Source organism: Pseudomonas sp. LS_2 (genome assembly GCF_042709235.1).
Classification (GTDB): Bacteria; Pseudomonadota; Gammaproteobacteria; order Pseudomonadales; family Pseudomonadaceae; genus Aquipseudomonas.
Genome location: NZ_JAVAYC010000011.1, coordinates 132354 through 157742, shown reverse-complemented (window position 1 = coordinate 157742; position 25389 = coordinate 132354). Strand labels below are relative to the sequence as shown.

Here is a 25389-nt window from a genome sequence, read left to right as displayed (position 1 = left end):
GCCATGCAAGGCGCGATGTTACGTCAGCAGCCCCCCGTGACGCCCGGCCGTAGCAAGCCGGTGCCGCGGGGTGCCAGCCGACTGGTGGCCAAGGAGCCAATGTCGGCGCGCCTGCCCAAGGCCAACTTCAGTGTGTTCAAGCGCCTGCTCTGGCCGGTGCTGCTGGTCGCTGCCGGTTTCGGCGCGTATGAAGGCGCGGTGCGCCTGATGCCCTATGCCGACCGGCCGATCACCAAGATCGCCGTGCAGGGCGACCTCAGCTACATCAGCCAGCAGGCGGTGCAGCAGCGTATTGCGCCGTACGTGGCGGCGAGCTTCTTCAGCGTCGACTTGCCAGCGATGCGTACCGAGCTCGAGCAGATGCCCTGGATCGCCCATGCCGAAGTGCGTCGGGTGTGGCCCGACGAGGTGGTGATTCGCCTCGAAGAGCAACTGCCGGTGGCCCGCTGGGGCGATGAAGCGCTGCTCAACAACCAGGGCCAGGCGTTCACCCCGCGTGAGCTGGCCAACTATGAGCACCTGCCGCAGCTGTTCGGGCCGCAGCGCGCTCAGCAACAAGTGATGCAGCAGTATCAGGTATTGAGCCAGATGCTGCGCCCCATGGGCTTTTCCATCGCTCGCCTGGAGCTGCGCGAGCGTGGCAGTTGGTTCCTGACCACCGGCGCCGGTAGCGCCGGCCCAGGCATCGAACTGCTGCTGGGGCGCGATCATCTGGTGGAGAAGATGCGCCGGTTCATTGCCATATACGACAAGACACTCAAAGAGCAGATCACCAACATCGCCCGCATCGATCTGCGTTACGCCAACGGGTTGGCCGTTGGCTGGCGGGAACCGAATGCACCGACGACGGCCCAACCCGCCGTTGCGAAGAATTAGAGAGAGGCAGGACCATGGCAAACGCGCATAGCGGAAAAATGATCGTCGGGCTGGATATCGGCACCTCCAAGGTGGTGGCGCTGGTCGGCGAAGTGGCCGAAGACGGCACCCTGGAGATCGTCGGTATCGGCACCCACCCGTCCCGCGGGCTGAAGAAAGGCGTGGTGGTGAACATCGAGTCGACGGTGCAGTCGATCCAGCGTGCGGTGGAAGAAGCCCAGCTGATGGCCGGCTGCCGCATCCACTCGGCGTTCGTCGGGGTTGCCGGCAACCATATCCGCAGCCTGAACTCCCACGGCATCGTCGCGATCCGCGACCGCGAGGTCAGCCTTGCCGACCTCGAGCGCGTACTCGATGCTGCCCAGGCCGTGGCCATTCCGGCCGACCAGCGCGTGCTGCACACCCTGCCGCAGGACTACGTGATCGATAACCAGGAGGGCGTACGCGAGCCCCTGGGCATGTCGGGCGTACGTCTGGAGGCCAAGGTGCACGTGGTGACCTGCGCGGTGAACGCGGCGCAGAACATCGAGAAATGCGTGCGTCGCTGTGGCCTGGAAATCGATGACATCATCCTCGAGCAGCTGGCTTCGGCCTACTCGGTGCTGACCGACGACGAGAAAGAGCTGGGCGTGTGCCTGGTGGACATCGGCGGCGGCACCACCGACATCGCTATCTTCACCGAAGGCGCCATCCGCCACACCGCAGTGATTCCGATCGCCGGCGACCAAGTCACCAACGACATCGCCATGGCGCTGCGTACCCCGACCCAGTACGCCGAGGAAATCAAGATCCGCTACGCCTGCGCCCTGGCCAAGCTGGCCGGTGCCGGCGAGACCATCAAGGTGCCGAGCGTGGGCGACCGTCCACCGCGCGAACTGTCGCGCCAGGCCCTGGCCGAAGTGGTAGAGCCGCGTTACGACGAGCTCTTCACCCTGATTCAGGCCGAGCTGCGTCGCAGCGGCTACGAAGACCTGGTGCCCGCTGGCATCGTCCTCACCGGCGGTACCTCGAAGATGGAAGGCGCCGTGGAGCTGGCCGAGGAAATCTTCCACATGCCGGTACGCCTTGGCGTGCCGCACAGCGTTCGGGGCCTGAGCGACGTGGTGCGCAACCCGATCTATTCAACGGGCGTGGGCTTGCTCACCTACGGCCTGCAAAAGCAGACCGAGGACTTGCCCCTGACCGGCAACAGCAGCAGCAACAGCTATGGCGATGAACCTAAGGCCCCAGTGCTTGAGCGCTTCAAGCGCTGGGTCCAAGGCAACTTCTAAGTTTCAAAGCAGTAGTGGTAGGCGCAATAACTAGAGAACAGTAAGGAGAGGGAAAATGTTCGAACTCGTAGACAACGTCCCGCAAAGCCCGGTCATCAAGGTGATCGGCGTCGGCGGTGGCGGCGGCAACGCCGTCAACCACATGGTCAAGAGCAACATCGAAGGCGTGGAATTCATCTGCGCCAACACCGATGCCCAGGCGCTGAAGAACATTGGCGCGCGCACCATCCTGCAACTGGGTACCGGCGTAACCAAGGGCCTGGGTGCTGGTGCCAATCCGGAAGTCGGTCGCCAGGCCGCCCTGGAAGACCGCGAGCGCATCGCCGAAGTGCTGCAGGGCACCAACATGGTGTTCATCACCACCGGCATGGGTGGTGGTACCGGTACCGGCGCTGCGCCGATCATCGCTGAAGTGGCCAAGGAAATGGGCATCCTCACCGTTGCGGTGGTGACCCGTCCGTTCCCGTTCGAAGGCCGCAAGCGCATGCAGATTGCCGACGAGGGCATCCGCATGCTCGCCGAAAGCGTCGACTCGCTGATCACCATCCCCAACGAGAAGCTGCTGACCATCCTGGGCAAGGATGCCAGCCTGCTGTCTGCGTTCGCCAAGGCTGACGATGTACTGGCCGGTGCCGTGCGCGGTATCTCCGACATCATCAAGCGTCCGGGCATGATCAACGTCGACTTCGCCGACGTGCGTACCGTGATGGGCGAGATGGGCATGGCAATGATGGGCACCGGCTGCGCCAGCGGCCCGAACCGTGCTCGCGAGGCCACCGAGGCGGCGATCCGCAACCCGCTGCTGGAAGACGTCAACCTGCAGGGCGCGCGCGGCATTCTGGTGAACATCACCGCCGGTCCCGACCTGTCCCTGGGCGAGTACTCCGACGTGGGTAGCATCATCGAGGCTTTCGCCTCCGATCATGCCATGGTCAAGGTCGGCACCGTCATCGACCCCGACATGCGCGACGAGCTGCACGTTACCGTGGTCGCCACTGGCCTGGGTGCGCGCATCGAGAAGCCGGTCAAGGTCGTCGACAACACCCTGCAGACCGCTCACGCGGCCTACGAGGCGTCGAACCCGGCCCCGGTTCGCCAGGAGCAGCCAGCCGTCAACTACCGTGACCTGGAGCGTCCGACCGTGATGCGCAACCAGGCCCACGCAGGTGCTGCGGCAGCCGCCAAGCTCAACCCACAGGACGACCTGGACTACCTGGATATCCCGGCCTTCCTGCGTCGCCAGGCCGATTAATGGAATTTATCAGGGGTATAAGGGTGATTGGTGTTCAGCAAAGGCCGGGTCTGATATCATTCTCAGCCTTTGTTGATACCTGTTCGCAATTTGCGCTGAAGCGGCCAATGCCATGATTAGACAACGCACCCTGAAGAATACCATCCGTGCTACAGGTGTCGGCCTGCACTCGGGCGAGAAGGTCTACCTGACCCTCAAGCCTGCACCTATCGACACCGGCATCGTCTTCCGCCGCGCCGACCTCGACCCTATCGTCGAGATCCCGGCTCGTGCGGCCAACGTCGGCGAGACCACCATGTCGACGACGCTGGTCAACGGTGACATCAAGGTCGATACGGTCGAGCACCTGCTCTCCGCCATGGCGGGCTTGGGCATCGATAACGCCTACGTCGAGCTCTCCGCCTCGGAAGTGCCGATCATGGATGGCAGCGCCGGTCCCTTTGTATTCCTGATTCAGTCCGCCGGCCTGGAAGAACAGGACGCGCCCAAGAAGTTCATCCGCATCCTGCGCGAAGTGACGGTGGAGGAGGGCGACAAGCGCGCCACCTTCATGCCATTCGAAGGGTTCAAGGTGAGCTTCGAGATCGACTTCGATCACCCGGTCCTGCGCAACCGGACCCAAAGCGCCAGCGTCGACTTCTCCAGCACCTCGTTCGTGAAGGAAGTCAGCCGCGCCCGTACCTTCGGCTTCATGCGCGACATCGAGTACCTGCGCAAGCACAACCTTGCGTTGGGTGGCAGTGTCGAGAACGCCATCGTGGTCGATGAGGACGGTGTGCTCAACGAAGACGGTCTTCGTTACGAAGACGAATTCGTCAAGCACAAGATCCTCGACGCCATCGGCGACCTCTACCTGCTGGGCAACAGCCTGATCGGCGAGTTCAAGGGCTACAAGTCCGGGCACGCGCTGAACAACCAGTTGCTGCGCAAGCTGATTGCAGAGAAAGACGCTTGGGAAGTGGTCACTTTCGAAGATGCCAGCACGGCACCGATCTCGTACATGCGCCCTGTTGCGGCCGTGTAAGTTCGAACACTCTCTAGTTCAATCAAGGCCACCTTCGGGTGGCCTTTTTTATGGCTCGGTCTTTTTGCCTGCGCCTTGCGCGTGGCTGGCCAGTCGCTCCAAGGCCGCCCGCAGTTTGGGGTCGGCGATGCCTTCGGCGGTATCGCGCAGGCTTTCGGCGGCCTGTTCGGAAAGCTCGCTGCCATTGCTTGCGCGCTTGGGCGGGGCTACTGGCGGTTGGACCTTGAACAGGATGCGCTGAAGGTTACCGAATGCCTCCAGCTCTTGAAGCTGGCGCTGCAGACGCTTTTGCTGGTACCGCAGGCGCGTGGCCCAGTGGCCGTCGGTGACCACCAGCAGCAAGGTGCCATCACGCCAGGAGGCAACGTGGCAGTGTTCCCGCGCAGCCGGTTGCAACTGGCTCTCCAGAAGGCGCTGCAGGTGAGCCAGGCGCTCGGCCTGGTTAAGCAGCAGGCGCAGGGGCCTTGCCTGACGCAGCAGAGTAGAGGGCGGCTGGGCGGAAGGGGGTTTGTAGGCCATGGGGATACGCAAGAGGTTACAAGATCGGCAGTCTAACAGATGCCGGTGCCTGCACTTGCGGGCCTGGGCAATCAGGTTTCATGTTGCAGAACCTTGAACTGGGAAAAAATGTCCCTATGTTTAGAACCGCCCCGTAAAAGCGCTGTGCCAGTATCGTGGAAATCCGCTACTTTCCTCACCATCGTTTCCGGGTAGAATGCTCGTTCGCATGCGGCCCAAGGGCTGCACGGGCGACTCACGGGGCCGCCCTCCATCCCTAAGTGTGGAAGATCCTGCCGATATGTTTGCGCCTTTGTTAAAAAAACTTTTTGGAAGCAAGAACGAGCGTGAAGTCAAACGCATGCTCAAGACGGTGAATATCGTCAATGCCTTCGAAGAGAAGATGGTGGCCCTCTCCGATGAACAGCTGCGGGCCAAGACCGTAGAGTTCAAGGAGCGCCTGGCCAAAGGCGAGACACTCGACCAACTGTTGCCTGAAGCCTTTGCCGTTGCGCGTGAAGCCGGCAAGCGCGTCATGGGCATGCGTCACTTCGACGTGCAACTGATTGGCGGCATGACCCTGCATGAGGGCATGATCGCAGAGATGCGTACCGGTGAGGGCAAGACCCTGGTCGGTACCCTGGCCGTCTACCTCAACGCCCTGTCCGGCAAAGGCGTGCACGTGGTCACCGTGAACGACTACCTGGCCCGTCGCGACGCCAACTGGATGCGCCCGCTGTATGAATTCCTCGGTTGCTCGGTCGGCATCGTCTCGCCGTTCCAGCCGCCGGAAGAGAAGCGCGCAGCCTATGCCTGCGACATCACCTACGGTACCAACAACGAATTCGGCTTCGACTACCTGCGCGACAACATGGCCTTCAGCCAGGACGAGAAGTACCAGCGCGAGCTGAACTTCGCGGTCATCGACGAAGTCGACTCGATCCTTATCGACGAAGCGCGTACCCCGCTGATCATCTCCGGCCAGGCAGAAGACAGCTCCAAGCTGTACATCGAGATCAACCGCCTGATCCCGCGCCTGACCCAGCACATCGAGGAAGTCGAAGGCCAGGTCACCCAGGAAGGCCACTATAGCATCGACGAGAAGGCCCGTCAGGTCGAACTCAACGAGGCCGGTCACCAGTTCATCGAGGAAATGCTCACCCAGTCCGGCCTGCTGGCCGAGGGCGAGAGCCTGTACTCGGCGCACAACCTGGGCCTGCTGACCCACGTCTACGCTGGCCTGCGTGCGCACAAGCTGTTCCACCGCAACGTCGAGTACATCGTCCAGGACGGCCAGATCCTCCTGATCGACGAGCACACCGGTCGTACCATGCCGGGCCGTCGCCTGTCCGAAGGCCTGCACCAAGCCATCGAGGCGAAGGAAAACCTGAACATCCAGGCCGAGAGCCAGACCCTGGCCTCGACCACCTTCCAGAACTACTTCCGCCTCTACAACAAGCTGTCCGGCATGACCGGTACCGCCGACACCGAAGCGTTCGAGTTCGCCCAGATCTACAACCTCAACGTGATGGTCATTCCGCCGAACAAGCCTCTGGCGCGCAAGGACTACAACGACCTGGTGTACCTGACCGCCGACGAGAAGTACGCCGCGATCATCGCCGACATCAAGGAAAGCATGGCCAAGGGGCGTCCGGTGCTGGTCGGTACCGCCACCATCGAAACCTCCGAGCACATGTCCAACCTCCTGAAGAAGGAAGGTATCGACCACAAGGTGCTCAACGCCAAGTACCACGAGAAGGAAGCCGAGATCATCGCCCAGGCCGGTGCGCCAGGCGCGCTGACCATAGCGACCAACATGGCCGGCCGTGGTACCGACATCCTGCTGGGCGGTAACTGGGAGGCCGAAGTGGCTGCCCTGGACAACCCTACTGCCGAGCAGATCGCCCAGATCAAGGCCGACTGGCAGAAGCGTCACCAGCAGGTCCTCGAAGCCGGTGGCCTGCACGTGATCGCCTCCGAGCGCCACGAGTCGCGTCGTATCGACAACCAGCTGCGCGGCCGTTCCGGACGTCAGGGCGATGCCGGCTCCAGCCGCTTCTACCTGTCCCTGGAAGACAGCCTGATGCGCATCTTCGCCTCCGACCGGGTGAAGAACTTCATGAAGGCCCTGGGCATGCAGTCCGGCGAGGCCATCGAGCACCGCATGGTCACCAACGCCATCGAGAAGGCCCAGCGCAAGGTCGAAGGTCGCAACTTCGACATCCGCAAGCAGCTGCTCGAATACGACGACGTGGCCAACGAACAGCGCAAGGTGATCTACCACATGCGCAACAGTCTGCTGGCGGCGCAGAACATCGGCGACACCATCGCCGAGTTCCGCAGCGAGGTGCTCGATGCCACTATCAGCCAGCACATTCCGCCGCAGTCGCTGCCCGAGCAATGGGACGTGGCCGGCCTCGAGGCCTCGCTGGCCAGTGATTTCGGGATCAAGCTGCCGATCCAGCAGTGGCTCGACGAGGACGATCATCTCTACGAGGAGACCCTGCGCGAGAAGCTGCTGGCCGAGATCACCAACGCCTATAACGAGAAGGAAGACCAGGCCGGCGAAGACGCCTTGCGTACCTTCGAGAAGCAGATCCTGCTGCGCGTGCTGGACGACCTGTGGAAAGACCACCTGTCGACCATGGACCACCTGCGTCACGGCATCCACCTGCGCGGCTATGCGCAGAAGAACCCGAAGCAGGAGTACAAGCGCGAGTCGTTCACCCTGTTCCAGGAGCTGCTGGAGTCGATCAAGCGCGACACCATCCGGGTACTGTCCCACGTCCAGGTTCGCCGCGAAGACCCGGCCGAAGAAGAAGCCCGCCTGCGCCGCGAGTCCGAGGAGCTGGCCCGTCGCATGCAGTTCCAGCATGCCGCAGCGCCTGGGCTCGAGAGCGAGTTGAGCGAGGAGGGTGGCGAAGTGGCGGTGGCCTCGGCGCCAGTGCGCAACGAGCAGAAGCTGGGCCGCAACGAGCCGTGCTGGTGTGGTTCGGGCAAGAAGTTCAAGCATTGCCACGGGCAGATCGAGTGATCGATTGCTCGTAGTATCCCTAGGGCCGCTTTGCGGCCCTGCTTTTTGATATCAACGTTTTTCTAGGAGCGCACACATGGCTGTCGGTCTCGGTCCCCTGCCCACCCTGCACCCGGTTCCAGGTTTCGAACTCGGCATCGCCTCGGCAGGCATCAAGCGCCCTGGGCGCAAGGACGTGGTGGTGATGCGCTGCGCCGAAGGCTCCAGCGTGGCCGGCGTGTTCACCCTCAATGCCTTCTGCGCAGCGCCCGTGATCCTGTCCAAGCAGCGCGTGCAGGGCACCGTGCGTTACCTGCTGACCAACACCGGCAATGCCAACGCCGGCACCGGCGCGCCTGGGCTGGCCGCCGCCGAGCGCACCTGCGCCAAGCTGGCCGAACTGGCCGGTGTACCGCCTGAGTCGGTGCTGCCGTTCTCCACTGGGGTGATCGGCGAGCCGCTGCCCGTCGAGAAGATCGAAGGCGCGCTGCAAGCCGCCCTGGACAACCTGTCGGAGCACAACTGGGCCGAAGCCGCGACCGGCATCATGACCACCGACACCCTGCCCAAGGGTGCCAGCCGCCAGTTCCAGTTCGAAGGCAAGACCATCACCGTCACCGGCATCAGCAAAGGCGCCGGGATGATCCGCCCGAACATGGCCACCATGCTCGGCTACATCGCCACCGACGCCAAGGTCGCACCCAGCGTGCTCAAGGACCTGATGCTCGATGGTGCCAACAAGTCGTTCAACCGCATCACCATCGACGGCGACACTTCGACCAACGACTGCTGCATGCTGATCGCCACCGGCAAGGCCGATGTGCCGGAAGTGACCGAGGCTCGCGGCGCGTTGTTCGAAGCGCTGAAGCAGGCGGTGTTCGAGGTATGCATGGAAGTGGCCCAGGCCATCGTGCGTGACGGCGAAGGCGCGACCAAGTTCGTTACCGTGCAGGTCAACGGCGGCGGCAACCACCAGGAATGCCTGGACGTCGGCTATGCCGTGGCTCATTCGCCGCTGATCAAGACCGCGCTGTTCGCCTCCGACCCCAACTGGGGCCGTATCCTCGCCGCCGTTGGCCGTGCCGGCGTGCCCGAGCTGGATGTCAGCCTGATCGACGTGTTCCTGGGCGAGGTGTGCATCGCCAGCAAGGGCGGTCGCAGCCCAAGCTATACCGAGGCGCAGGGTTCGGCGGTGATGGCCCAGGAAGAGATCACCATCCGTATCGAGCTGGGCCGTGGCCAGTGCAGCGAAACCATCTGGACCACCGACCTGTCCCACGAATACGTGAAGATCAACGCCGAATACCGCACTTGATATGCATCGGGGCCGCTTGCGGCCCCGTGTTCCAATTCCATGGAGCCGAACCATGAGCTACCACCTGATCATCGGCGACAAACTGTATTCCTCCTGGTCGCTGCGTGGCGCCCTGGCCCTCGAGCTGGCTGGCGTGCCCTACGAGGAAACCCTGGTCAAACTCAACCAGCCCGACACCCGTACGCGCATCCTGGCGTACTCCGCTACCGGCAAGGTGCCGCTGCTCAAGACCGAGCATGGTGTGATTGCCGACTCCCTGGCGATCGCCGAATACCTCAACGAACAGCATCCCGAAGCGCAACTGTGGCCCGCCAATGCCACAGCCCGCGCCCAGGCGCGTTCGGCCTGTGCGCAGATGCACAGCGGTTTCTTCGCCCTGCGCGGCGCCATGCCGTTCGACCTGTCACGTGACGAGGCGCTGGAGAGCGTTCCGCTGGACGTGCAGGTGGATATCGACCGTATCGTCGCGCTGTGGGCCGAATGCCGCCTGGCGGCCAAGGACAGCGGCCCGTTCCTGTTCGGCAAGCCAAGCCTGGCCGATGCCTTCTTCGCGCCGGTGGCCGTACGCTTGCGCACCTACCGCGTGGAAGTGCCCGCCGAAGCTGCGTCCTACATCGAGACGATCTACAACTGGCCTGCCTTCCAGGCCTGGCAGAAAGCTGGCCTGGCGGAGCGTGAAGGGTGAAGCGTATTCACGTGGTAGCCGCCGTCATTCGGGGGGCCGATGGGCGCATTCTGATCGCCCGGCGTGCCGATACCCAGCACCAGGGCGGCCTGTGGGAGTTTCCCGGCGGCAAGGTCGAGCAGGGCGAGGGCGTCGAGGCTGCGTTGGCCCGTGAGCTGCGCGAGGAGCTGGGCATCGAGGTCAGCCGCTCGCGGCCGCTGATCAAGGTCAGCCATGACTACCCGGATAAACAAGTACTGCTGGATGTGCGCGAGGTCGATGCTTTCAGCGGCGAACCCCATGGCGCGGAAGGCCAGCCCCTGGCCTGGGTGGCACCGAGGGATCTTGGCCAGTACGAGTTCCCCGAAGCCAACAAGCCGATCGTCGCGGCTGCGCGCCTGCCTGGCCAGTACCTGATAACCCCGGATGGCCTCGAGCCGCCGGCGTTGCTGCGCGGTATCCAGAAGGCGATTGCCAGCGGTATTCGCCTGGTGCAGTTGCGTGCGCCGGACATGTACGACCCCAAGTACCGCGATGTTGCGGTGGATGCAGTCGGCCTGTGCGCAGGCAAGGCCCAACTGATGCTCAAGGGGCCGCTGGAGTGGCTGGGTGACTTCCCCTCGGCCGGTTGGCACCTGACCGCTGCGCAGCTGCGCAAGTATGCGGCCAATGGCCGGCCGTTCCCGACGGCGCGCTGGTTGGCTGCGTCCTGCCACAGTGCCGAGGAGTTGGCGCTGGCCGAGCAGATGGGCGTGGACTTCGTGACCTTGTCGCCGGTCCAGCCCACCCAGACCCACCCCGAGGCGCTACCCATGGGCTGGGATGAGGCGCAGCGCTTGATCGCCGGGTTCAACCAGCCGGTGTTCCTGTTGGGAGGCCTTGGCCCTGCTGAATGCGAGCGTGCCTGGGATATAGGAGCGCAAGGTGTGGCAGGGGTTCGGGCGTTCTGGCCTGAGGTCTGAGCCGGTCGCATATCCTGTGGGAGCGGGTTTACCCGCGAACCAGGGCAAAGCCCTGGCCATACACCGAGGTGTTTTTTTCGCGGGTAAACCCGCTCCCACAGGTACTGCATTGCGTTATGCGTCTGCGTGGTTCCGATAGGAGCGGCTGTGCGGCTTCCCCATCAGGCTTCGGGCTTGGCCGCTGGCCGCCACAACACTTCCGTCACTCCCTGCCGCCGCCCAATGATCCGCGCCGCGACGAACAGCAAGTCGGACAGCCGGTTGATGTACGCCAGACCAACCCCTTCCAGAGGCTCCAGCGCATTGAGCTGCTGGCAGCGCCGCTCTGCTGTCCTTGCCTGGCTGCGGCACACATGGGCCTGGGCGACCAGCGCCGAGCCGCTGGGAAGGATGAAGTTCTTCAGTGGCCCCAACTCTTCGTTCCAGACGTCGATAGCCGCCTCCAGCCGCTCCACTTCGGCGCTATCCAGTGCCTGGTAGCTGGGCATGGCCAGCTCGCCGCCGAGGTCGAACAGGCGGTGTTGGCAGGGCGCCAGCACCTCGCTGAGCTCCGTCAAGCCCTGCTCGTCCAGCCCGGCCAACAATAGCCCAAGCTGGCTGTTGAGGCTGTCAACCTCGCCGATGGCCTCGATACGCGGGTGGTCCTTGGGCACCCGGCGGCCATCGCCCAGGCCGGTTTCGCCCTTGTCGCCAGTGCGGGTGTAGATTTTCGACAGGCGATAGCCCATGTCATGCCTCCGTGATGGCCGGTACTGCCTGCCCCGGCTGGCTCAGAGGCAGGCGCAGGGTAAAACAGGTGCCCTGGCCCGGGGTGGAGTGCACCTCCATCTGCCCCTTGTGGTTGTTGGTGATGATGAAATACGACACCGACAGGCCCAGCCCGGTGCCCTGGCCGATTTCCTTGGTGGTGAAGAACGGCTCGAAGGTGCGCTTGCGCACGGCCTCCGGCATGCCGATACCGTTGTCCTCGACCTGGATTTCCGCCCACGGCGGGTTGAGCCGGGTACGCAAGGTGATACGCCCCGGTTCGCTGGGCCGTGGTCGCTGGTGAATGGCCTGGGCGGCGTTCTTAAGCAGGTTCAGCAGCACCTGCTCCAGCTCGTTCGCCGTGCACGGCACAGGGCCCAGGCCGGGGTCGAATTGGCGCACGATGGCCTGGCCCTTGAAGTCGAAGCCGATGGCCAGGTCGAAGTCGTTGCCGGCGATCTCCACGGCCTGGTCGATCAAGGCCGGTAGGTCGCACGGGGCCAGTTGTCGGTTGCTGCGACGGCTGAAACTGAGCATGTGGGTGACGATCTTCGCCGCTCGTGCCCCGGCCTGCTGGATACCATCGAGCAACTGCGGCACCTCGCGGCCCTGCAGGTAGCGGTTGACCTCGGCCAGGTCTATCCCCTGCTCGCTGGCTTGCTCCTGGTTGCGGGCAAGCTCCGGCGACAGGCGCCTGCGAATGTTCTGCACGTTGTGCAGGATGGCGCCCAGCGGGTTGTTGATCTCGTGGGCCATGCCGGCTGCCAGGCCGCCGACCGAAAGCATTTTCTCCGACTGCACCATCATTTCCTCCAGCGACAGCCGCTGGGTGATGTCGTCGATACGGATCACCACGCCACGGCCACCACCGCCCATCAGCGGGTAGAAGGTCAGGGCGTAGTGGCGCACGTCGTCGCCCTTGGGCCAGGTGACCCGCTCGATCTTCGCCACGCGGTGCTTTTCGACGCTTTCCTTGAGCTGCGCGAGGAACGGCTTGAGCGGCTCGAACGCGATGAAGATCGGCTGGTTCAGCGCCTCGTCCAGTGGCGTGCCGGAAAGCACGGTGGCTTCGTGGTTCCACTGGGTGACGTAGAGTTGCTCGTCAAGGGCGATGAGCGCAGAGGGCATGGAGTCGATGATGCTGTTGAGGTAGTTCTGGAAACCTGTGAGTTTCTTCTCGATCTTGCTACGTACCTGCACTTCCAGTTCCAGCTTGCGGTTGGTGTGGCGGGTTTCCTCGGCCAGGCCCTGGGCCTGGTCGTAGGCCGACTGGAATTCGTCACGGGCGCGCTTGAGCTGCTGCTCGCGCGCCTCGATCCGCGAAAGCATGGTGTTGAAGGCCTGGCCCAGGCTGCCGATCTCGTCATCGTTGCCGCGCTGGGCGCGCAGGGCATAGCTCTCTTCGCGTGTGACCTGGCGGGTGAGTTCCTCGAGGCTGTTGATCGGCTGGGTGATGAGGCGCTTGATCTGCCGGGCGATCACGATCCACAGCAGCACACTGAACACCAGGATGGCCAGGCTTGCCGAAAGGGTGCCGGTATAGAAGGCGGTGGGCAATTCGCTGCTGGCTACCAGCAACAGGTGGGCAGGCGGGCTGCCGGGGCGCGGCAGGGCGATCAGTTGGGTGCTGCGAAACTCCATCAGGCGCCAGCCGTCGATATTGCGGTAGCGCTTGGGCAGCGTCAGCGGCTCACCCTGCTGCAACTGTGCGAGCAAGCGGCCATCGCTGCCGTAAAGTGCGGCCGCGCGCAGTGGCGAGTAGCTGTCTAGCTCGTCGAGCAGGGCCTTGGCGGCCTCCTCGGAATCGCCAGCTCGGCTCGACAGCTGCGGGTTCGACACCAGTTTGCCGATGGTCTGCAGCGCCTGGGGCGCCATGCTCTCCTGGGTGATCCAGTAGGCGGCACTGATGAACGCCAGGTTGGCCACCAGCAGGATGGTCACCAGAAGCACCAGCAGGGCCGCCAGCAGCTTCTGCCCGACCGGGAGGTTTTCCAGGCGTTGGCGCAGTGTCATGGGAAGGGTTTCGTCCTTTTCGGTTCAGGCACTGGGCAGGCCACGGGCACGCAGGTTATCGACCAGGCGCCGGTGCAACTGTTCCAACCGGTCGATGGCCAGGCCGTGACGTGCGGCGCTGCGGCACGCGTGGCCGAGCAGGTAATGCACTTCGGTGCGCCGACCATGGCGCACATCCTGGTACATGGAAGAGTAGTTGGCGGCGGTGGCGAGGATCACCCGCTGTACCTCCTCGTCGAGGTCCTCGGCGGCCTGGGGCTGGCCGCAGCGTTGCAGCAGCATGGCGAGCTCCTCGCAAAGGCCGGAGACTTCGCTGAGGTGCCCCAGCAGGCCGCCGTTCTGGCAGTCGTGCAGCACGGTCAGTGGGTTGATCGCGCAGTTGAGTGCCAGCTTGCGCCACAGGCGGCTGAGGATGTCAGGCGTCCACTGGCCTGGGATACCGGCCTCTTGCAGGTCAGCGAACCACTCGGGGGGCGTTGGGTTGGTCGGGTCGCCCAGCCAGTTGAAACCGTGGCCTGCAAAATTCACCCGCCAATCCTGCTCGCGAAATGCGCCTTCGGTGCTCGAGGCGAAGATGCAGCGCGCATGGGGCGCCTGCTCGGCGACCTCGTCCTGGCTACCAAGGCCATTTTGCAGCAGCACGATCTCGGCGTCGTGGGCCAGGCGAGGCGCCAGCCGCGCCACGGCCGGAGCGGCGTCGTAGGCCTTGCACGCCAGCAGCAGGCGATGGATCGGCCCCTGGGCGTCGTCGGTTTCAGCGGGAATCGCGTAACGGCTGACGCGCGCCTGTTCGACCAGGGTCAGGCCGCCAGCGGCCTGGTAGGCGGCCAGGCGCTGCGCATCGCGCAGGATCAGGCGCACCGCCTTGCCTGCCCGCGCCAGGCGGCAGGCCCAGAGGCTGCCGAGGCTACCGGCGCCGAGAATATGCCAGGTGCTGCTCATCTGCGTTTCGCAACCCGTTATAATGAGCCCGCATTTTAACCCTCAAAACCGACGCGCTCCATCGTCAGGCCTGCTTTGGGCAGTGGCCTCACCGAGCGCGGTTTTCATGTATGGAGAAAAACCAATGCCTTCGTTCGACGTGGTATCGGAACTGGACAAGCACGAAGTCACCAACGCCGTGGACAATGCGGTGAAGGAACTGGACCGTCGCTACGACCTCAAGGGCAAGGGCAGCTTCGAGTTCAAGGACAAGGAACAGACCGTGCTGCTGACGGCCGAGGCCGAGTTCCAGCTCGAGGCGATGATCGAGATCCTGCGCCTGGCCCTGGTCAAGCGCAAGATCGACGTCAAGTGCCTGGAGGTCAAGGATGCCTATCCATCCGGCAAGGAAATGAAGCAGGAGGCCAAGTTCCGCGAAGGCATCGACAAGGAGCTGGCGAAGAAGATCGTCGCCCACATCAAGGATGCCAAGCTCAAGGTCCAGGCCGCCATCCAGGGCGAGCAGGTGCGGGTGACCGGCAAGAAGCGCGACGACCTGCAAGAGGCCATCGCGGCCTTGCGCGCCAAGGAGTTCGACATGCCATTGCAGTTCAACAACTTCCGCGACTGACCGGGCGCTGGGTAGGAACCTTGATGGCGTAGTAATGTCCATCGGTTCCTGTGGCCGTGGTTTTTCTCACGGCCGGATTTACCGCTGCACATGCCGTTCGGCATCAGGAGATGAACATGGATTTGAACGCCGAAGTCGATCAGTTGGTGCGCCAGTCGCAAACCTGGATACCGCTGATCATGGAATACGGCAGTCGTGTACTGCTGGCCCTGCTGACCCTGGCCATCGGTTGGTGGATCGTCAACAAGCTCAGCGAGCGCCTGGGCAAGCTGGTGGGCATGCGCGCCGACGCCGCCCTGCAGAGCTTCATCAGCACCCTGGCCAATATCGTGATGAAGGTGCTGCTGCTCATCAGCGTGGCGTCGATGATCGGCATCGAAACCACTTCGTTCGTCGCCGCCATCGGTGCTGCGGGCCTGGCCATCGGCCTGGCTTTGCAGGGTAGTCTGGCGAACTTCGCCGGCGGGGTGTTGATCCTGATGTTCCGCCCTTTCCGCATCGGTGACTGGATCGAGGCCCAGGGCGTGAGTGGCACCGTGGACAGCATCCAGATCTTCCACACCGTGCTGCGTACCGGTGACAACAAGACCGTCATCATGCCCAACGGCAGCCTGTCCAACGGCATTATCACCAACACCAACCGCCAGCCGACCCGCAAGGTGGTGTTCGATGTGGGCGTGGACTACGAGGCCGACCTGCAGAAGGCGCGCAACGTGCTGCTGGAGCTGGCCCAGGACCCGCGTGTGCTGCCGGACCCTGCACCGCAGGCGGTGGTGGCAACGCTGGGTGACAGCGCGATCACCGTATCCCTGCGCCTGTGGACCAAGACCGCCGACTACTGGGACGTGATGTTCATGCTCAACGAGCAGGCCCGCGACCGCTTGCGCGCCGAGGGTATCGACATTCCCTTTCCGCAGCGCGTGATACGCGTGGTGCAGGAGCCAGCCGCGCAGTAACATCGCGCTGATAACCTTGGGGCCGCTGCGTGGCCCTCCGCGGGCAAGCCCGCTCCTACAGGATCTACACACTACCTGTAGGCGCGGGCTTGCCCGCGGAGGGGCACACAGCGGCCCCGCATTTTTGGCATACACACCAATTCCCTCTTTCACCCGAAACCCGCCATGAAACCACTGCTGTACATCACCCCCCTCAGGGCCTTGCTGTTCGGCCTGACCCTGGCCCTGTTCGAGTTGCTCACCTACCTGGCCAGCGATGCGGTCATGCCAGCCATGCCGGCGGTGGTCGAGCATCTGCACGCCAGCCCCGAATACATCCCCCATGCCCTGAACCTGTACCTGCTCGGCGCAGTGATGTTGCAGTGGCTGATCGGCCCGTTGGCCGACCGCTATGGCCGTCGCCCGCTGCTGCTGGTGGGGTGCGCGTGCTTCGGCCTGGCTTGCCTGGCGACCTTCTGGGTGCACGACATCGACGTGTTCAACCTGCTGCGGCTGTTGCAAGGCATCGGCCTGGGCTTCGTGGTGACGGTCAGCTACCCGGCCTTGAACGAGGCCTTCAGCGAGGCAGATGCGGTACGCATGATGGCCCTGCTGGCCAATATCGCGCTGCTGTCGCCGCTGCTAGGGCCGCTGGTAGGCACCCTGATGCTGCAATGGCTGGACTGGCGCTGGCTGTTCGTGGCCTTCGCACTGGGGGCGGTGCTGTGCTTCGTGCTGTTGCATAGGCTGATGCCCGAGACCCTCGGCGTCGAACGTCGTGATGGCTCGCGTCTGCCGTTCACACCGATTCACCTGCTGCCCTTGCTGGCAGCCTATGGGCAACTGCTGCGCAACCGCAGTTTCGTTGCCGGTAGCGCCGCGCTGGGCCTGGTCAGCTTGCCGTTGATTGGCTGGATCGGCCTGTCGCCGGTGCTGCTGATTCATGATGAGGGCTTGAGCACGATGGCCTATGCGCTTTGGCAGTTGCCGGTATTCGGCGGCTTGATCCTCGGTAACCTGATCATCAACCGCATCGCCGACCGCTACCCGTTGCCGAGCCTGGTGCGCGGCGCGCTCTGGCCGTATCTCGCAGGCCTGTGCCTGATGGCCCTGGCCACCTGGCTGTGGCCGACGGTGCCCAGCGTGGTAGTGGGTATGGCGATGTACGCTCTGGGCCTGGGGGTGGCCAATCCGGTGCTGTACCGCATGACGCTGTTCTCCAGCATCCAGAGCAAGGGCCTGGTGTCGGCGATGCTGGGGATGATCACCATTGCCCTGCTGGGCCTGGGCGGCGTGGTGCTGGCCATGCTCGGCGGTGGCGCGAGCCTGCTGCATTTCGCGCTGCTGGCAGGTGTTGCCGGGGTGCTGGCGGTATGGCCATTGCGGTACGTGCTAGGTGGGCGGACTGGAGAAGGGGCTGTGGCGCAGTAAGGTGCGTTGGCGGTACCGGCCTCTTCGCAAGCAAGCCCGCTCCTGCAGTACGGCACGCATCTGCAGGCGCGAAGAGGCCATCAGGGTTGCTGCTCGGCCGCCTGGTTTTCCACCGGTGCAGGCTTGCCCTTGCCGGCCTCCTGTCGCCAGTGCAGGGCGATCAGGATCAGCGTTGGCACACCCAGCAGCGCAGTGATCAGGAAGAAGTCGTGGTAGCCGAACTTCTCCACCATTACCCCGGAATAGCCGCCGATCAGCCGCGGCAACAGCAGCATGATCGAGCTCAGCAGCGCGTACTGGGTCGCGGAGAACTTCAGGTTGGTCAGGCTCGACAGGTAGGCGACGAACGCCGAGGTAGCCATGCCTGAGCTGAAGTTGTCGAGGGAAATGGTCACCACCAGCATTTCCAGGTTCGGCCCCATGTCGGCCAGCATCACGAACATGATGTTGGTGCCGGCCGAGGCCACGCCGCCGATGAACAGGATAGGCAGGATGCCGAAGCGTACGATCAGCAGCCCGCCGATGCCTGCGCCCACCAGGGTCATGATCAGGCCGAAGATCTTGCTGACGCTGGCGATCTGGTCCTTGGTGAAGCCCATGTCGATGTAGAACACGTTGGCCATCACGCCCATGACGGTGTCCGACATGCGATAGGTGGCGATCAGACCAAGCAGCAGCAGGGCCTGCCAGCGGTAGCGCACGATGAAGTCGTTGACCGGGGTCAGCACTGGCGCCAGGCCTCGTCGGCCCATGGACGACAGGCAGGCCCAGGTCAGCAGTGCATAGAGGATCAGGCGCAGGAAGGCGCGGTCTTCGAGCAGCAGGTCGAGTACCGTCGCGTCGCCGAAGATCACGCTGGACCAGTCGGTATTGAACATCTGGGTGAAGCTGGCCGGTACCGACACCAGCAGGATGATCAGCACGAATACCGACACCAGCTGGTGCATCAGGCCGTAGCGCGCGGCCGAGAGCTGCGTGCGCAGCGGCACGGGCGGCTCGCGCATCACCAAGGTAGTGAACAGCGCGGGCAGCATCAGCACGCCGAACAGCACGTAAGTGCCGGTCCAGGCCTTGTGCAGGTAGCTGAAACCGGTGGAGCCGAACCATTCGGCAAAGAACAGCGCGCCCGCAGTGGCGAGCAGCGCGGCAACCCGGTAACCGGCCATGTAGCTGGCGGCGAGGGCGGCTTGGCGCTGGTCGTCGGCGATTTCCAGGCGATAGGCGTCTACGGCGATGTCCTGGGTGGCCGAGGCAAAGGCCACCAGCACCGCCAGGGCGATCAACCAGGAAAGATGCTTCTGTGGGTCGCACAGACCCATTCCGACCAGGCCAACCACCACCAGCACTTGCGATAGCAGCAACCATGAGCGACGACGGCCCATCTTGCCGAGCAACGGCAAGCGCCACTGGTCGAGCAGCGGCGACCATACCCATTTGAATGCGTAGGCCAGGCCGATCAGGCTGGCATAGCCGATGGTCTCACGGGCTACGCCGGCTTCGCGCAGCCACACGGAAAGGGTGGAAAACACCAGCATGTAGGGCAGGCCGGCGGCAAAGCCGAGCAGCAGGAGGACCAGGGTAGACGGGCTGGCATAGGCAGCGAGCGCAGCGCGCCAGGTTTTACGGGGCATGGGCCAACATCTGCCTCAAATTTGCTAACACAAAGCGCGCACTCTAACCGCTGTGCTCCATTGGGCGCCAGCCATGGCGCGACATATCCACACGATTATTGGCCACATTTACGCCTTCTGCGCGCAACCTGGCTCGTTGTTCGTCGCCCGAGGGTGTGCCAAGCGCCAGGCTCAACCGGCCACCCGCGCCGAGCACCCGGTGCCAGGGTAGCCGGGTATCGGCTGGCAATTGACCCAAGGTGCGGCCGACCCAGCGTGCCGCACGGCCCAGGCCGGCCAGTTCGGCGAGCTGGCCGTAGCTGACCACCTTGCCTGGCGGCACCTGCCCGAGCACCGAATACAGCGCCGTTCGTCGGGCCTGGGCATCGTCCGGTGAGCTGTCCGGTGCGCCCGACATCAGCGGATGACGCGACGCACGGCCGATGTGCCGGGGCCGCGCGTGCAAACGAGAGGGGAACTCGGTGGCATGGGCTGGGTCTGTCCTTGTTCTGACATTGGGTAGCTGGATAATGCCCGGCTTTTTACTTCAAACCGAGCCTGTATCTGCTTATGCATTCTAGAGCCTTGTTGTGCATCCTCGCTGCCTCGCTTAGCGCCCCGGTCCTGGCCGACACCGTATGGATGAAGAACGGTGACCGGCTGACCGGCAAGATCAAGGTGTTCGATGGTGGCAAGTTGCTGCTGGAGACGCCCTACGGCGGCAATATCGCCCTGGACTGGAAGCAGGTCCAGACCCTGGAAAGCGACCAGGAACTGCTGGTCAAGCAGGACGCCTACAGCGGTGAGCGCACCAAGTCGCTCAAGGCCGCCGAGGCCGGCAAGGTCACCCTTGCCAATGGCGATACGCCCAAGACCGTCGAGCTTGGCAGCATCGAGCAGATCATGAAGCCGCGTCCTTTGGTGGAAGACTTCATGTGGAAGGGCAATGTCGACCTCGCGTTGGACTACAAGCGCGCCGAGAACGACACCGACGACTACGACGTCAGCTTCAAGACCACCGCGCGCCACGGCCGCTGGCGGCATAACGCCGAAGGCGAGTACAACCGCGAGACCAAGGACGACGTCACTACCACCAACAACTGGAGCGCCGAGTACGCCCTGGACCGCTTCATTACCGAGAAGTGGTTCTGGCAGGGGCGCCTGGAGTACAAGCGCGACCAGATCGAAGACCTGGCCCGCCAGCGCACGATCGGTACCGGCCCTGGCTACCAGTTCTGGGACGACGAGCTGGGGGCGTTCTCGCTGGGTGGGTTGATCAACCGTACCGACTTCGAGTACCGCGACGGCGGCAAGGACAACTTCTACGCCGCGGCGGTGAAGTGGGACTACAACCGTTATCTGATCGGCAAGACCGTGGAGTTCTTCAGCAATGGCGAACTGGGCAAGCCGCTGGGCGGCGTGGCCGACTACTCGCTGGATGCCGAGGTGGGACTGCGCTACAAGGTCACCGAGTGGGCCTCGCTCAACCTCAAGGCCGAGAAGGACATCATCGAAGGCAGCGACGACGGTGACCTGGACAGGACCCGCTATACCGCAGGGTTCGGCGTGACCTGGTAACGGCGCAAGCCGTTTCGCCATGCCTGTAGGCTCGGGCATGATGGGGTGCTGAACCGCACAGCCAGGGTTTCGCCCAGATTCGCGGGCAAGCCCGCTCCTACAACGCTATATGTGCAATTGCTGTAGGAGCCGGCTTGCCCGCGAACACCGGCTCATCCGTGCCATCCACCACCGCTGCCAGGTATTTCAGGGTCGCCCGCAGGAACCGAAGCCGGCCTTGCTTTTCTTGCCGCTTGTAGCTTAATAGCTCGCAATTGATTTTCATTCGCCGAGGATCTCGATTGTGAGCTCGAATGCCATCCGCCCCGCCCGCGAACTGCTGCTCAAGGAGTATCGCGGCGTCCTTTCCACCTTGTCCAAGTCGATGCCCGGCTTCCCCTTCGGTTCGGTGGTGCCTTACTGCCTCGACGGCGAGGGCCAGCCACTGATTCTCATCAGCCGTATCGCCCAGCACACCCACAACCTGCAGAAAGACGCCAAGTGCTCACTGCTGGTCAACGAGCGCGATGCCGAAGATGTACAGGCCGTGGGGCGCCTGACGGTGATGGCCGAGGCGCGCAAGCTGGTCGACGAACAAGCCATCGAGGCCGCTGCCGAACGCTATTACCGCTATTTCCCCGATGCCAGCAACTACCACAAGGCCCACGATTTCGATTTCTGGGTGCTGGAGCCTGTGCGCCATCGTTACATCGGCGGTTTCGGCGCCATCCACTGGCTCGATCAGGTCACCCTGGCCAACCCTTTTGCCGGCAAGGCCGAAGCCAGCATGATCGAGCACATGAACAGCGATCACGCCAATGCCATTGCCCATTACGTGGAGCTGACCGACTTGCCGCGCAGTGCCCCGGCGGAATTGGTCGGCATCGACAGCGAGGGCATGCACCTGCGCATCGGCCAGGCGATTCACTGGCTGCCGTTCCCCAGTACCTGCAATACGCCGACACAAGTCCGCGAGGCCTTGGTATTGCTCGCTCGCGCAGACCAATGGCCCGCTGTTGTAGAGGCCGAGGGTTGAAATAGCGAGCACACGCATCCATCTGGGGTCTTATTGGAAGGTTGTCTTCCGTTGAGGGTCGCTTGATGCGTGTTTTCCTACTGCTGTTTCTTATTTTTCCGGTGCTGGAGTTGTTCGTTTTCGTCAAGGTCAGCGCCGCCATTGGTTTCTTCCCGGCGTTGCTGCTGATCATTGCCGGCTCCGCCCTGGGTCTGCTGGTGATGCGTGTGGCAGGCCTGGCCACGGCATTGCGCGCCCGCGAAAGCCTGCAACGTGGCGAGCTGCCTGCCGAAGACATGTTCCAGGGCCTGATGCTGGCCGTCGGTGGTGGTTTGCTCTTGCTGCCAGGCTTTATCAGCGATGTGCTGGGCCTGGTGTGCCTGCTGCCATTCACCCGGAGCCTGCTGGCGCGCAAGGTGCGCCAGCGTGCCGAGGAGCAGGCCATGCGCCAGCGGGCCTTCCAGGACGACCCGTTGCAGGCCCGGCCGCACGACCCTGCCCACCGCCCCAACGTCATCGAGGGCGAGTACGAGCGTCGCGACAAGTGATCCTTGGCGCTTAAGCGTTTGAAAAAAAATCCCCGGACAAGCCTTGTAATCGTTTTCAGAGCCCCTATGTAAGGGTCACCGCAAGGTTTCTGGTGGCAACACCAGACATTACACACAGGGTTCGCCCCCGCGGGCCCTGACCGGCAACGCCGGATAGCCTCAACCGCCGGTCTTGATACCGGCCGATGAAAACCACAATTTGGGAGAGATCGACAATGAAGCTTCGTCCTCTGCATGACCGCGTCGTCATCCGTCGCAGCGAAGAAGAATCGAAAACCGCTGGCGGTATCGTCCTGCCGGGTTCGGCTGCTGAGAAACCAAACCGCGGCGAAGTGGTCGCCGTGGGCGCCGGCCGCATCCTGGACAACGGCGAAGTACGCGCGCTGGCTGTGAAAGTGGGTGACAAAGTGGTTTTCGGCCCGTACTCGGGCAGCAACACCGTGAAAGTCGACGGCGAAGACCTGCTGGTAATGGCTGAGAACGAGATTCTCGCCGTTATCGAAGGCTGATTTCCCCGATTCCCTGCAAGAATTTCAAGGATTAAACGATCATGGCTGCTAAAGACGTAAAATTCGGCGATTCCGCCCGTAAGAAAATGCTCGTTGGTGTCAACGTTCTGGCTGACGCTGTAAAAGCGACCCTCGGCCCGAAAGGCCGTAACGTTGTCCTGGCCAAGAGCTTCGGCGCGCCGACCATCACCAAAGACGGTGTTTCGGTCGCCAAGGAAATCGAACTGAAAGACGCCTTCGAGAACATGGGCGCCCAGCTGGTCAAGGAAGTCGCTTCCAAGGCCAACGACGCTGCCGGTGACGGCACCACCACCGCTACCGTCCTGGCCCAGGCTATCGTCAACGAAGGCCTGAAGGCCGTTGCCGCCGGCATGAACCCGATGGATCTGAAGCGCGGTATCGACAAGGCCACCGCCGCCATCGTCGGCGAGCTGAAGAACCTGTCCAAGCCATGCGCCGACTCCAAGGCCATCGCCCAGGTAGGCACCATCTCCGCCAACTCCGACAACTCCATCGGTGAGATCATCGCCGAAGCCATGGAAAAGGTCGGTAAAGAAGGCGTGATCACCGTCGAAGAAGGCTCGGGCCTGGAAAACGAACTGTCCGTCGTGGAAGGCATGCAGTTCGACCGTGGCTACCTGTCCCCTTACTTCGTCAACAAGCCGGACACCATGGTGGCCGAGCTGGAAGGCCCGCTGCTGCTGCTGGTCGACAAGAAGATCTCCAACATCCGCGAGCTGCTGCCTGTGCTGGAAGCCGTTGCCAAGGCCGGTCGCCCGCTGCTGATCGTTGCCGAGGACGTCGAAGGCGAAGCGCTGGCCACTCTGGTGGTCAACAACATGCGCGGCATCGTCAAGGTTGCTGCGGTCAAGGCACCTGGCTTCGGCGACCGCCGCAAGGCCATGCTGCAGGACATCGCTACCCTGACTGGCGGCCAGGTCATCTCCGAAGAAATCGGCCTGACCCTGGAAACCACCACCCTGGAGCATCTGGGTAACGCCAAGCGCGTCATCCTGTCCAAGGAAAACACCACCATCATCGACGGCGCTGGTGCCGACGGTGACATCGAAGCGCGCGTCAAGCAGATCCGCGCCCAGATCGAAGAGACTTCCTCGGACTACGACCGTGAGAAGCTGCAAGAGCGCCTGGCCAAGCTGGCTGGCGGTGTTGCCGTGATCAAGGTCGGTGCTGGCACCGAAGTCGAAATGAAAGAGAAGAAAGCCCGTGTCGAAGACGCCCTGCACGCGACCCGCGCAGCCGTCGAAGAAGGCGTGGTGCCTGGCGGTGGTGTTGCCCTGGTTCGCGCCCTGGCTGCGATCACCGAGCTCAAAGGCGACAACGAAGACCAGAACGTCGGTATCGCCCTGCTGCGTCGCGCAGTAGAAGCCCCGCTGCGTCAGATCACCGCCAACGCCGGCGACGAGCCAAGCGTTGTGGCCGACAAGGTCAAGCAAGGTGCGGGCAACTACGGCTACAACGCCGCCACCGGTGAATACGGCGACATGATCGAGATGGGTATCCTGGACCCAGCCAAGGTCACTCGTTCGGCCCTGCAAGCCGCAGCTTCGATCGGTGGCCTGATGATCACCACCGAAGCCATGGTTGCCGACCTGCCGGAAGACAAGCCAGCTGCCGGCATGCCTGACATGGGCGGCATGGGTGGCATGGGCGGCATGATGTAAGCCAGCCTTACCCGCTTGAGCTGTAAGAGAAACCCCGGTTCGTGAGAACCGGGGTTTTTTATTGGCCTGCAACCAGGCTTTTCAGGCAATGCTGCCCTGTTCCACCGATGCCACCGCCATACCCCGGCGATACAGCACCAGGTAATAGCAACCCAGCCCGATCAGCCAGCAGAACACCGCCGTCCACAGGTTGTGGGACAAAAAGTGCGCGCCTTGCAGCATGCGCCCGAACGACAGCAGGGAGCCCGCCGCGAGCGCCACCCCCAAGGCCACGCGGGCCAGCCGTGGCTTGCGGTCGCGCAGTGCGAAGAACAGCGCGAACAGGCAAAACCCGGTCGCCGCATGCCCGCCGGGCCAGCATAGCCCTGGCTTGTCGGTGGCCGGACGGGCCTCCAGCAGCTTGCTGTAGGTTTCCTTGCCGCCGAACTGGCTCAGGCTCCACGGGCACTGCACCTGGGTGAGCTGCTTGAGCGGGGTGACGAACGCTGTGGACAACCCCAGCGCCAGCACCAGGCAACCCAGTTCGCGACGCCAGCTGCCCAGCCTCGACCAGAACAGGCTGATGCCAAACGCCAGCAAGGCCAGCAGGCCTAGCACGATCACACCCTGCTTGACCCGGTCGTGCAGGATGTTTTCCAGCCAGTAGCTGTGGCGGCCGATGAACTGCCCGGCCGTCGGGTCGAACATCAGCGTGGCCAGATCCATGTCCAGGGACGTCTTTTCCAGCAGTAGCAGCGCCACCACGGTGGCCAGGGGAATACCCAGGCACAACCACAGGTTGAGCGGGCGAGGGCGAGAGTGAGGCATGGCAGCTCCAAGGGCGAAGGATCGGCCATTCTCGAGCTGGCGCTATGCTTTGTCCGTGAAGGATCGGTGAAAAAACCGTCACGTGTGGTGAATTTCGCCCAAGACTGG

Annotated in this window: 24 protein-coding genes; 16 read left to right on the top strand and 8 right to left on the bottom strand. The window is 63.4% G+C overall.

Going from position 1 to position 25389, the window contains the following annotated elements; all coding sequences use genetic code 11:
• Positions 1–3 precede the first annotated feature (3 nt).
• The 4 genes from RAC97_RS12895 (at position 4) to lpxC (ending at position 4423) form a co-directional block, all read left to right on the top strand.
• Entirely contained in the window at positions 4–876 is an 873-nt protein-coding gene (locus RAC97_RS12895) for a cell division protein FtsQ/DivIB (RefSeq protein ID WP_375101139.1), read from the top strand.
• 14 nt (positions 877–890) lie between these two features.
• The gene (gene ftsA / locus RAC97_RS12890; RefSeq protein WP_375101140.1) at positions 891–2147 is read left to right on the top strand and encodes a cell division protein FtsA; all 1257 of its coding nucleotides are present in this window, start codon (positions 891–893) and stop codon (positions 2145–2147) included.
• A 55-nt stretch (positions 2148–2202) separates the two neighbouring features.
• Positions 2203–3399: a cell division protein FtsZ gene (gene ftsZ, locus RAC97_RS12885; RefSeq protein WP_375101141.1), complete on the top strand. Its 1197-nt coding sequence runs from the start codon at positions 2203–2205 to the stop codon at positions 3397–3399.
• 112 nt (positions 3400–3511) lie between these two features.
• Positions 3512–4423 carry a UDP-3-O-acyl-N-acetylglucosamine deacetylase gene (gene lpxC, locus RAC97_RS12880; protein WP_375101142.1) on the top strand — a complete coding sequence of 304 codons (912 nt, stop codon included), beginning with the start codon at positions 3512–3514 and terminating at the stop codon, positions 4421–4423.
• A 48-nt stretch (positions 4424–4471) separates the two neighbouring features.
• Here lpxC and RAC97_RS12875 read toward each other — a convergent pair whose 3' ends face one another.
• Positions 4472–4942, bottom strand: coding sequence for a DUF721 domain-containing protein (locus RAC97_RS12875; protein ID WP_375101143.1), 471 nt, complete (start codon positions 4940–4942; stop codon positions 4472–4474).
• Positions 4943–5222: 280 nt separating this feature from the next.
• Here RAC97_RS12875 and secA point away from each other — a divergent pair, with 280 nt between their 5' ends.
• From secA to RAC97_RS12855, 4 genes are all read left to right on the top strand, one after another.
• The gene (secA, locus tag RAC97_RS12870) at positions 5223–7955 is read left to right on the top strand and encodes a preprotein translocase subunit SecA (protein ID WP_375101144.1); all 2733 of its coding nucleotides are present in this window, start codon (positions 5223–5225) and stop codon (positions 7953–7955) included.
• Between the two features lie 76 nt (positions 7956–8031).
• Positions 8032–9249, top strand: coding sequence for a bifunctional glutamate N-acetyltransferase/amino-acid acetyltransferase ArgJ (argJ, locus tag RAC97_RS12865; protein WP_375101145.1), 1218 nt, complete (start codon positions 8032–8034; stop codon positions 9247–9249).
• 52 nt (positions 9250–9301) lie between these two features.
• Positions 9302–9934, top strand: coding sequence for a glutathione S-transferase family protein (locus RAC97_RS12860; protein ID WP_375101146.1), 633 nt, complete (start codon positions 9302–9304; stop codon positions 9932–9934).
• Complete coding sequence (locus tag RAC97_RS12855) at positions 9931–10875, top strand: Nudix family hydrolase (protein WP_375101147.1); 945 nt, start codon at positions 9931–9933, stop codon at positions 10873–10875. Before RAC97_RS12860 ends, RAC97_RS12855 begins: the two co-directional genes overlap by 4 nt.
• A gap of 161 nt (positions 10876–11036) precedes the next feature.
• On the opposite strand, the gene RAC97_RS12850 is transcribed toward RAC97_RS12855, so the two are convergent.
• The 3 genes from RAC97_RS12850 to RAC97_RS12840 are packed head-to-tail and all read right to left on the bottom strand — an operon-like array spanning position 11037 to position 14577.
• Positions 11037–11603 carry a cob(I)yrinic acid a,c-diamide adenosyltransferase gene (locus RAC97_RS12850; RefSeq protein ID WP_375101148.1) on the bottom strand — a complete coding sequence of 189 codons (567 nt, stop codon included), beginning with the start codon at positions 11601–11603 and terminating at the stop codon, positions 11037–11039.
• Between the two features lies 1 nt (position 11604).
• On the bottom strand, positions 11605–13635 hold the full coding sequence (locus tag RAC97_RS12845; RefSeq protein WP_375101149.1) for an ATP-binding protein: 2031 nt from the start codon (positions 13633–13635) through the stop codon (positions 11605–11607).
• A 24-nt stretch (positions 13636–13659) separates the two neighbouring features.
• Positions 13660–14577 (bottom strand): putative 2-dehydropantoate 2-reductase, encoded by a 918-nt coding sequence (locus tag RAC97_RS12840; RefSeq protein ID WP_375101150.1) that lies wholly within the window; start codon positions 14575–14577, stop codon positions 13660–13662.
• Positions 14578–14701: 124 nt separating this feature from the next.
• On the opposite strand from RAC97_RS12840, the gene RAC97_RS12835 reads away from it, so the two are divergent.
• The 3 genes from RAC97_RS12835 to RAC97_RS12825 all read left to right on the top strand — a co-directional run bounded on the left by RAC97_RS12835 (position 14702) and on the right by RAC97_RS12825 (position 17553).
• The gene (locus RAC97_RS12835; RefSeq protein WP_375101151.1) at positions 14702–15187 is read left to right on the top strand and encodes a YajQ family cyclic di-GMP-binding protein; all 486 of its coding nucleotides are present in this window, start codon (positions 14702–14704) and stop codon (positions 15185–15187) included.
• Between the two features lie 116 nt (positions 15188–15303).
• Positions 15304–16143 carry a mechanosensitive ion channel family protein gene (locus tag RAC97_RS12830; RefSeq protein WP_375101152.1) on the top strand — a complete coding sequence of 280 codons (840 nt, stop codon included), beginning with the start codon at positions 15304–15306 and terminating at the stop codon, positions 16141–16143.
• A gap of 165 nt (positions 16144–16308) precedes the next feature.
• Positions 16309–17553 (top strand): MFS transporter, encoded by a 1245-nt coding sequence (locus RAC97_RS12825; RefSeq protein ID WP_375101153.1) that lies wholly within the window; start codon positions 16309–16311, stop codon positions 17551–17553.
• Positions 17554–17633: 80 nt separating this feature from the next.
• Here RAC97_RS12825 and RAC97_RS12820 read toward each other — a convergent pair whose 3' ends face one another.
• Positions 17634–19184, bottom strand: coding sequence for an AmpG family muropeptide MFS transporter (locus tag RAC97_RS12820; RefSeq protein WP_375101154.1), 1551 nt, complete (start codon positions 19182–19184; stop codon positions 17634–17636).
• A gap of 43 nt (positions 19185–19227) precedes the next feature.
• A complete protein-coding gene (locus RAC97_RS12815; RefSeq protein ID WP_375101155.1) occupies positions 19228–19581 on the bottom strand; it encodes an MGMT family protein in 354 nt (117 codons plus the stop codon).
• A gap of 152 nt (positions 19582–19733) precedes the next feature.
• Between RAC97_RS12815 and RAC97_RS12810 the strand changes: the two genes are divergently transcribed.
• Complete coding sequence (locus RAC97_RS12810; protein WP_375101156.1) at positions 19734–20741, top strand: DUF481 domain-containing protein; 1008 nt, start codon at positions 19734–19736, stop codon at positions 20739–20741.
• A gap of 97 nt (positions 20742–20838) precedes the next feature.
• Here the strand turns inward: RAC97_RS12810 and RAC97_RS12805 are convergent, their stop codons facing one another.
• A complete protein-coding gene (locus tag RAC97_RS12805; protein ID WP_375101157.1) occupies positions 20839–21006 on the bottom strand; it encodes a hypothetical protein in 168 nt (55 codons plus the stop codon).
• Positions 21007–21024: 18 nt separating this feature from the next.
• On the opposite strand from RAC97_RS12805, the gene RAC97_RS12800 reads away from it, so the two are divergent.
• From RAC97_RS12800 to groL, 4 genes are all read left to right on the top strand, one after another.
• Positions 21025–21756 (top strand): HugZ family protein, encoded by a 732-nt coding sequence (locus RAC97_RS12800; RefSeq protein WP_375101158.1) that lies wholly within the window; start codon positions 21025–21027, stop codon positions 21754–21756.
• Positions 21757–21821: 65 nt separating this feature from the next.
• A complete protein-coding gene (locus RAC97_RS12795) occupies positions 21822–22283 on the top strand; it encodes an FxsA family protein (RefSeq protein ID WP_375101159.1) in 462 nt (153 codons plus the stop codon).
• A gap of 215 nt (positions 22284–22498) precedes the next feature.
• Complete coding sequence (locus tag RAC97_RS12790; protein ID WP_016395539.1) at positions 22499–22792, top strand: co-chaperone GroES; 294 nt, start codon at positions 22499–22501, stop codon at positions 22790–22792.
• Between the two features lie 41 nt (positions 22793–22833).
• Positions 22834–24474 (top strand): chaperonin GroEL, encoded by a 1641-nt coding sequence (groL, locus tag RAC97_RS12785; protein WP_375101160.1) that lies wholly within the window; start codon positions 22834–22836, stop codon positions 24472–24474.
• Positions 24475–24555: 81 nt separating this feature from the next.
• On the opposite strand, the gene RAC97_RS12780 is transcribed toward groL, so the two are convergent.
• Positions 24556–25281: a phosphatase PAP2 family protein gene (locus RAC97_RS12780; protein WP_375101161.1), complete on the bottom strand. Its 726-nt coding sequence runs from the start codon at positions 25279–25281 to the stop codon at positions 24556–24558.
• Positions 25282–25389: the final 108 nt, after the last annotated feature.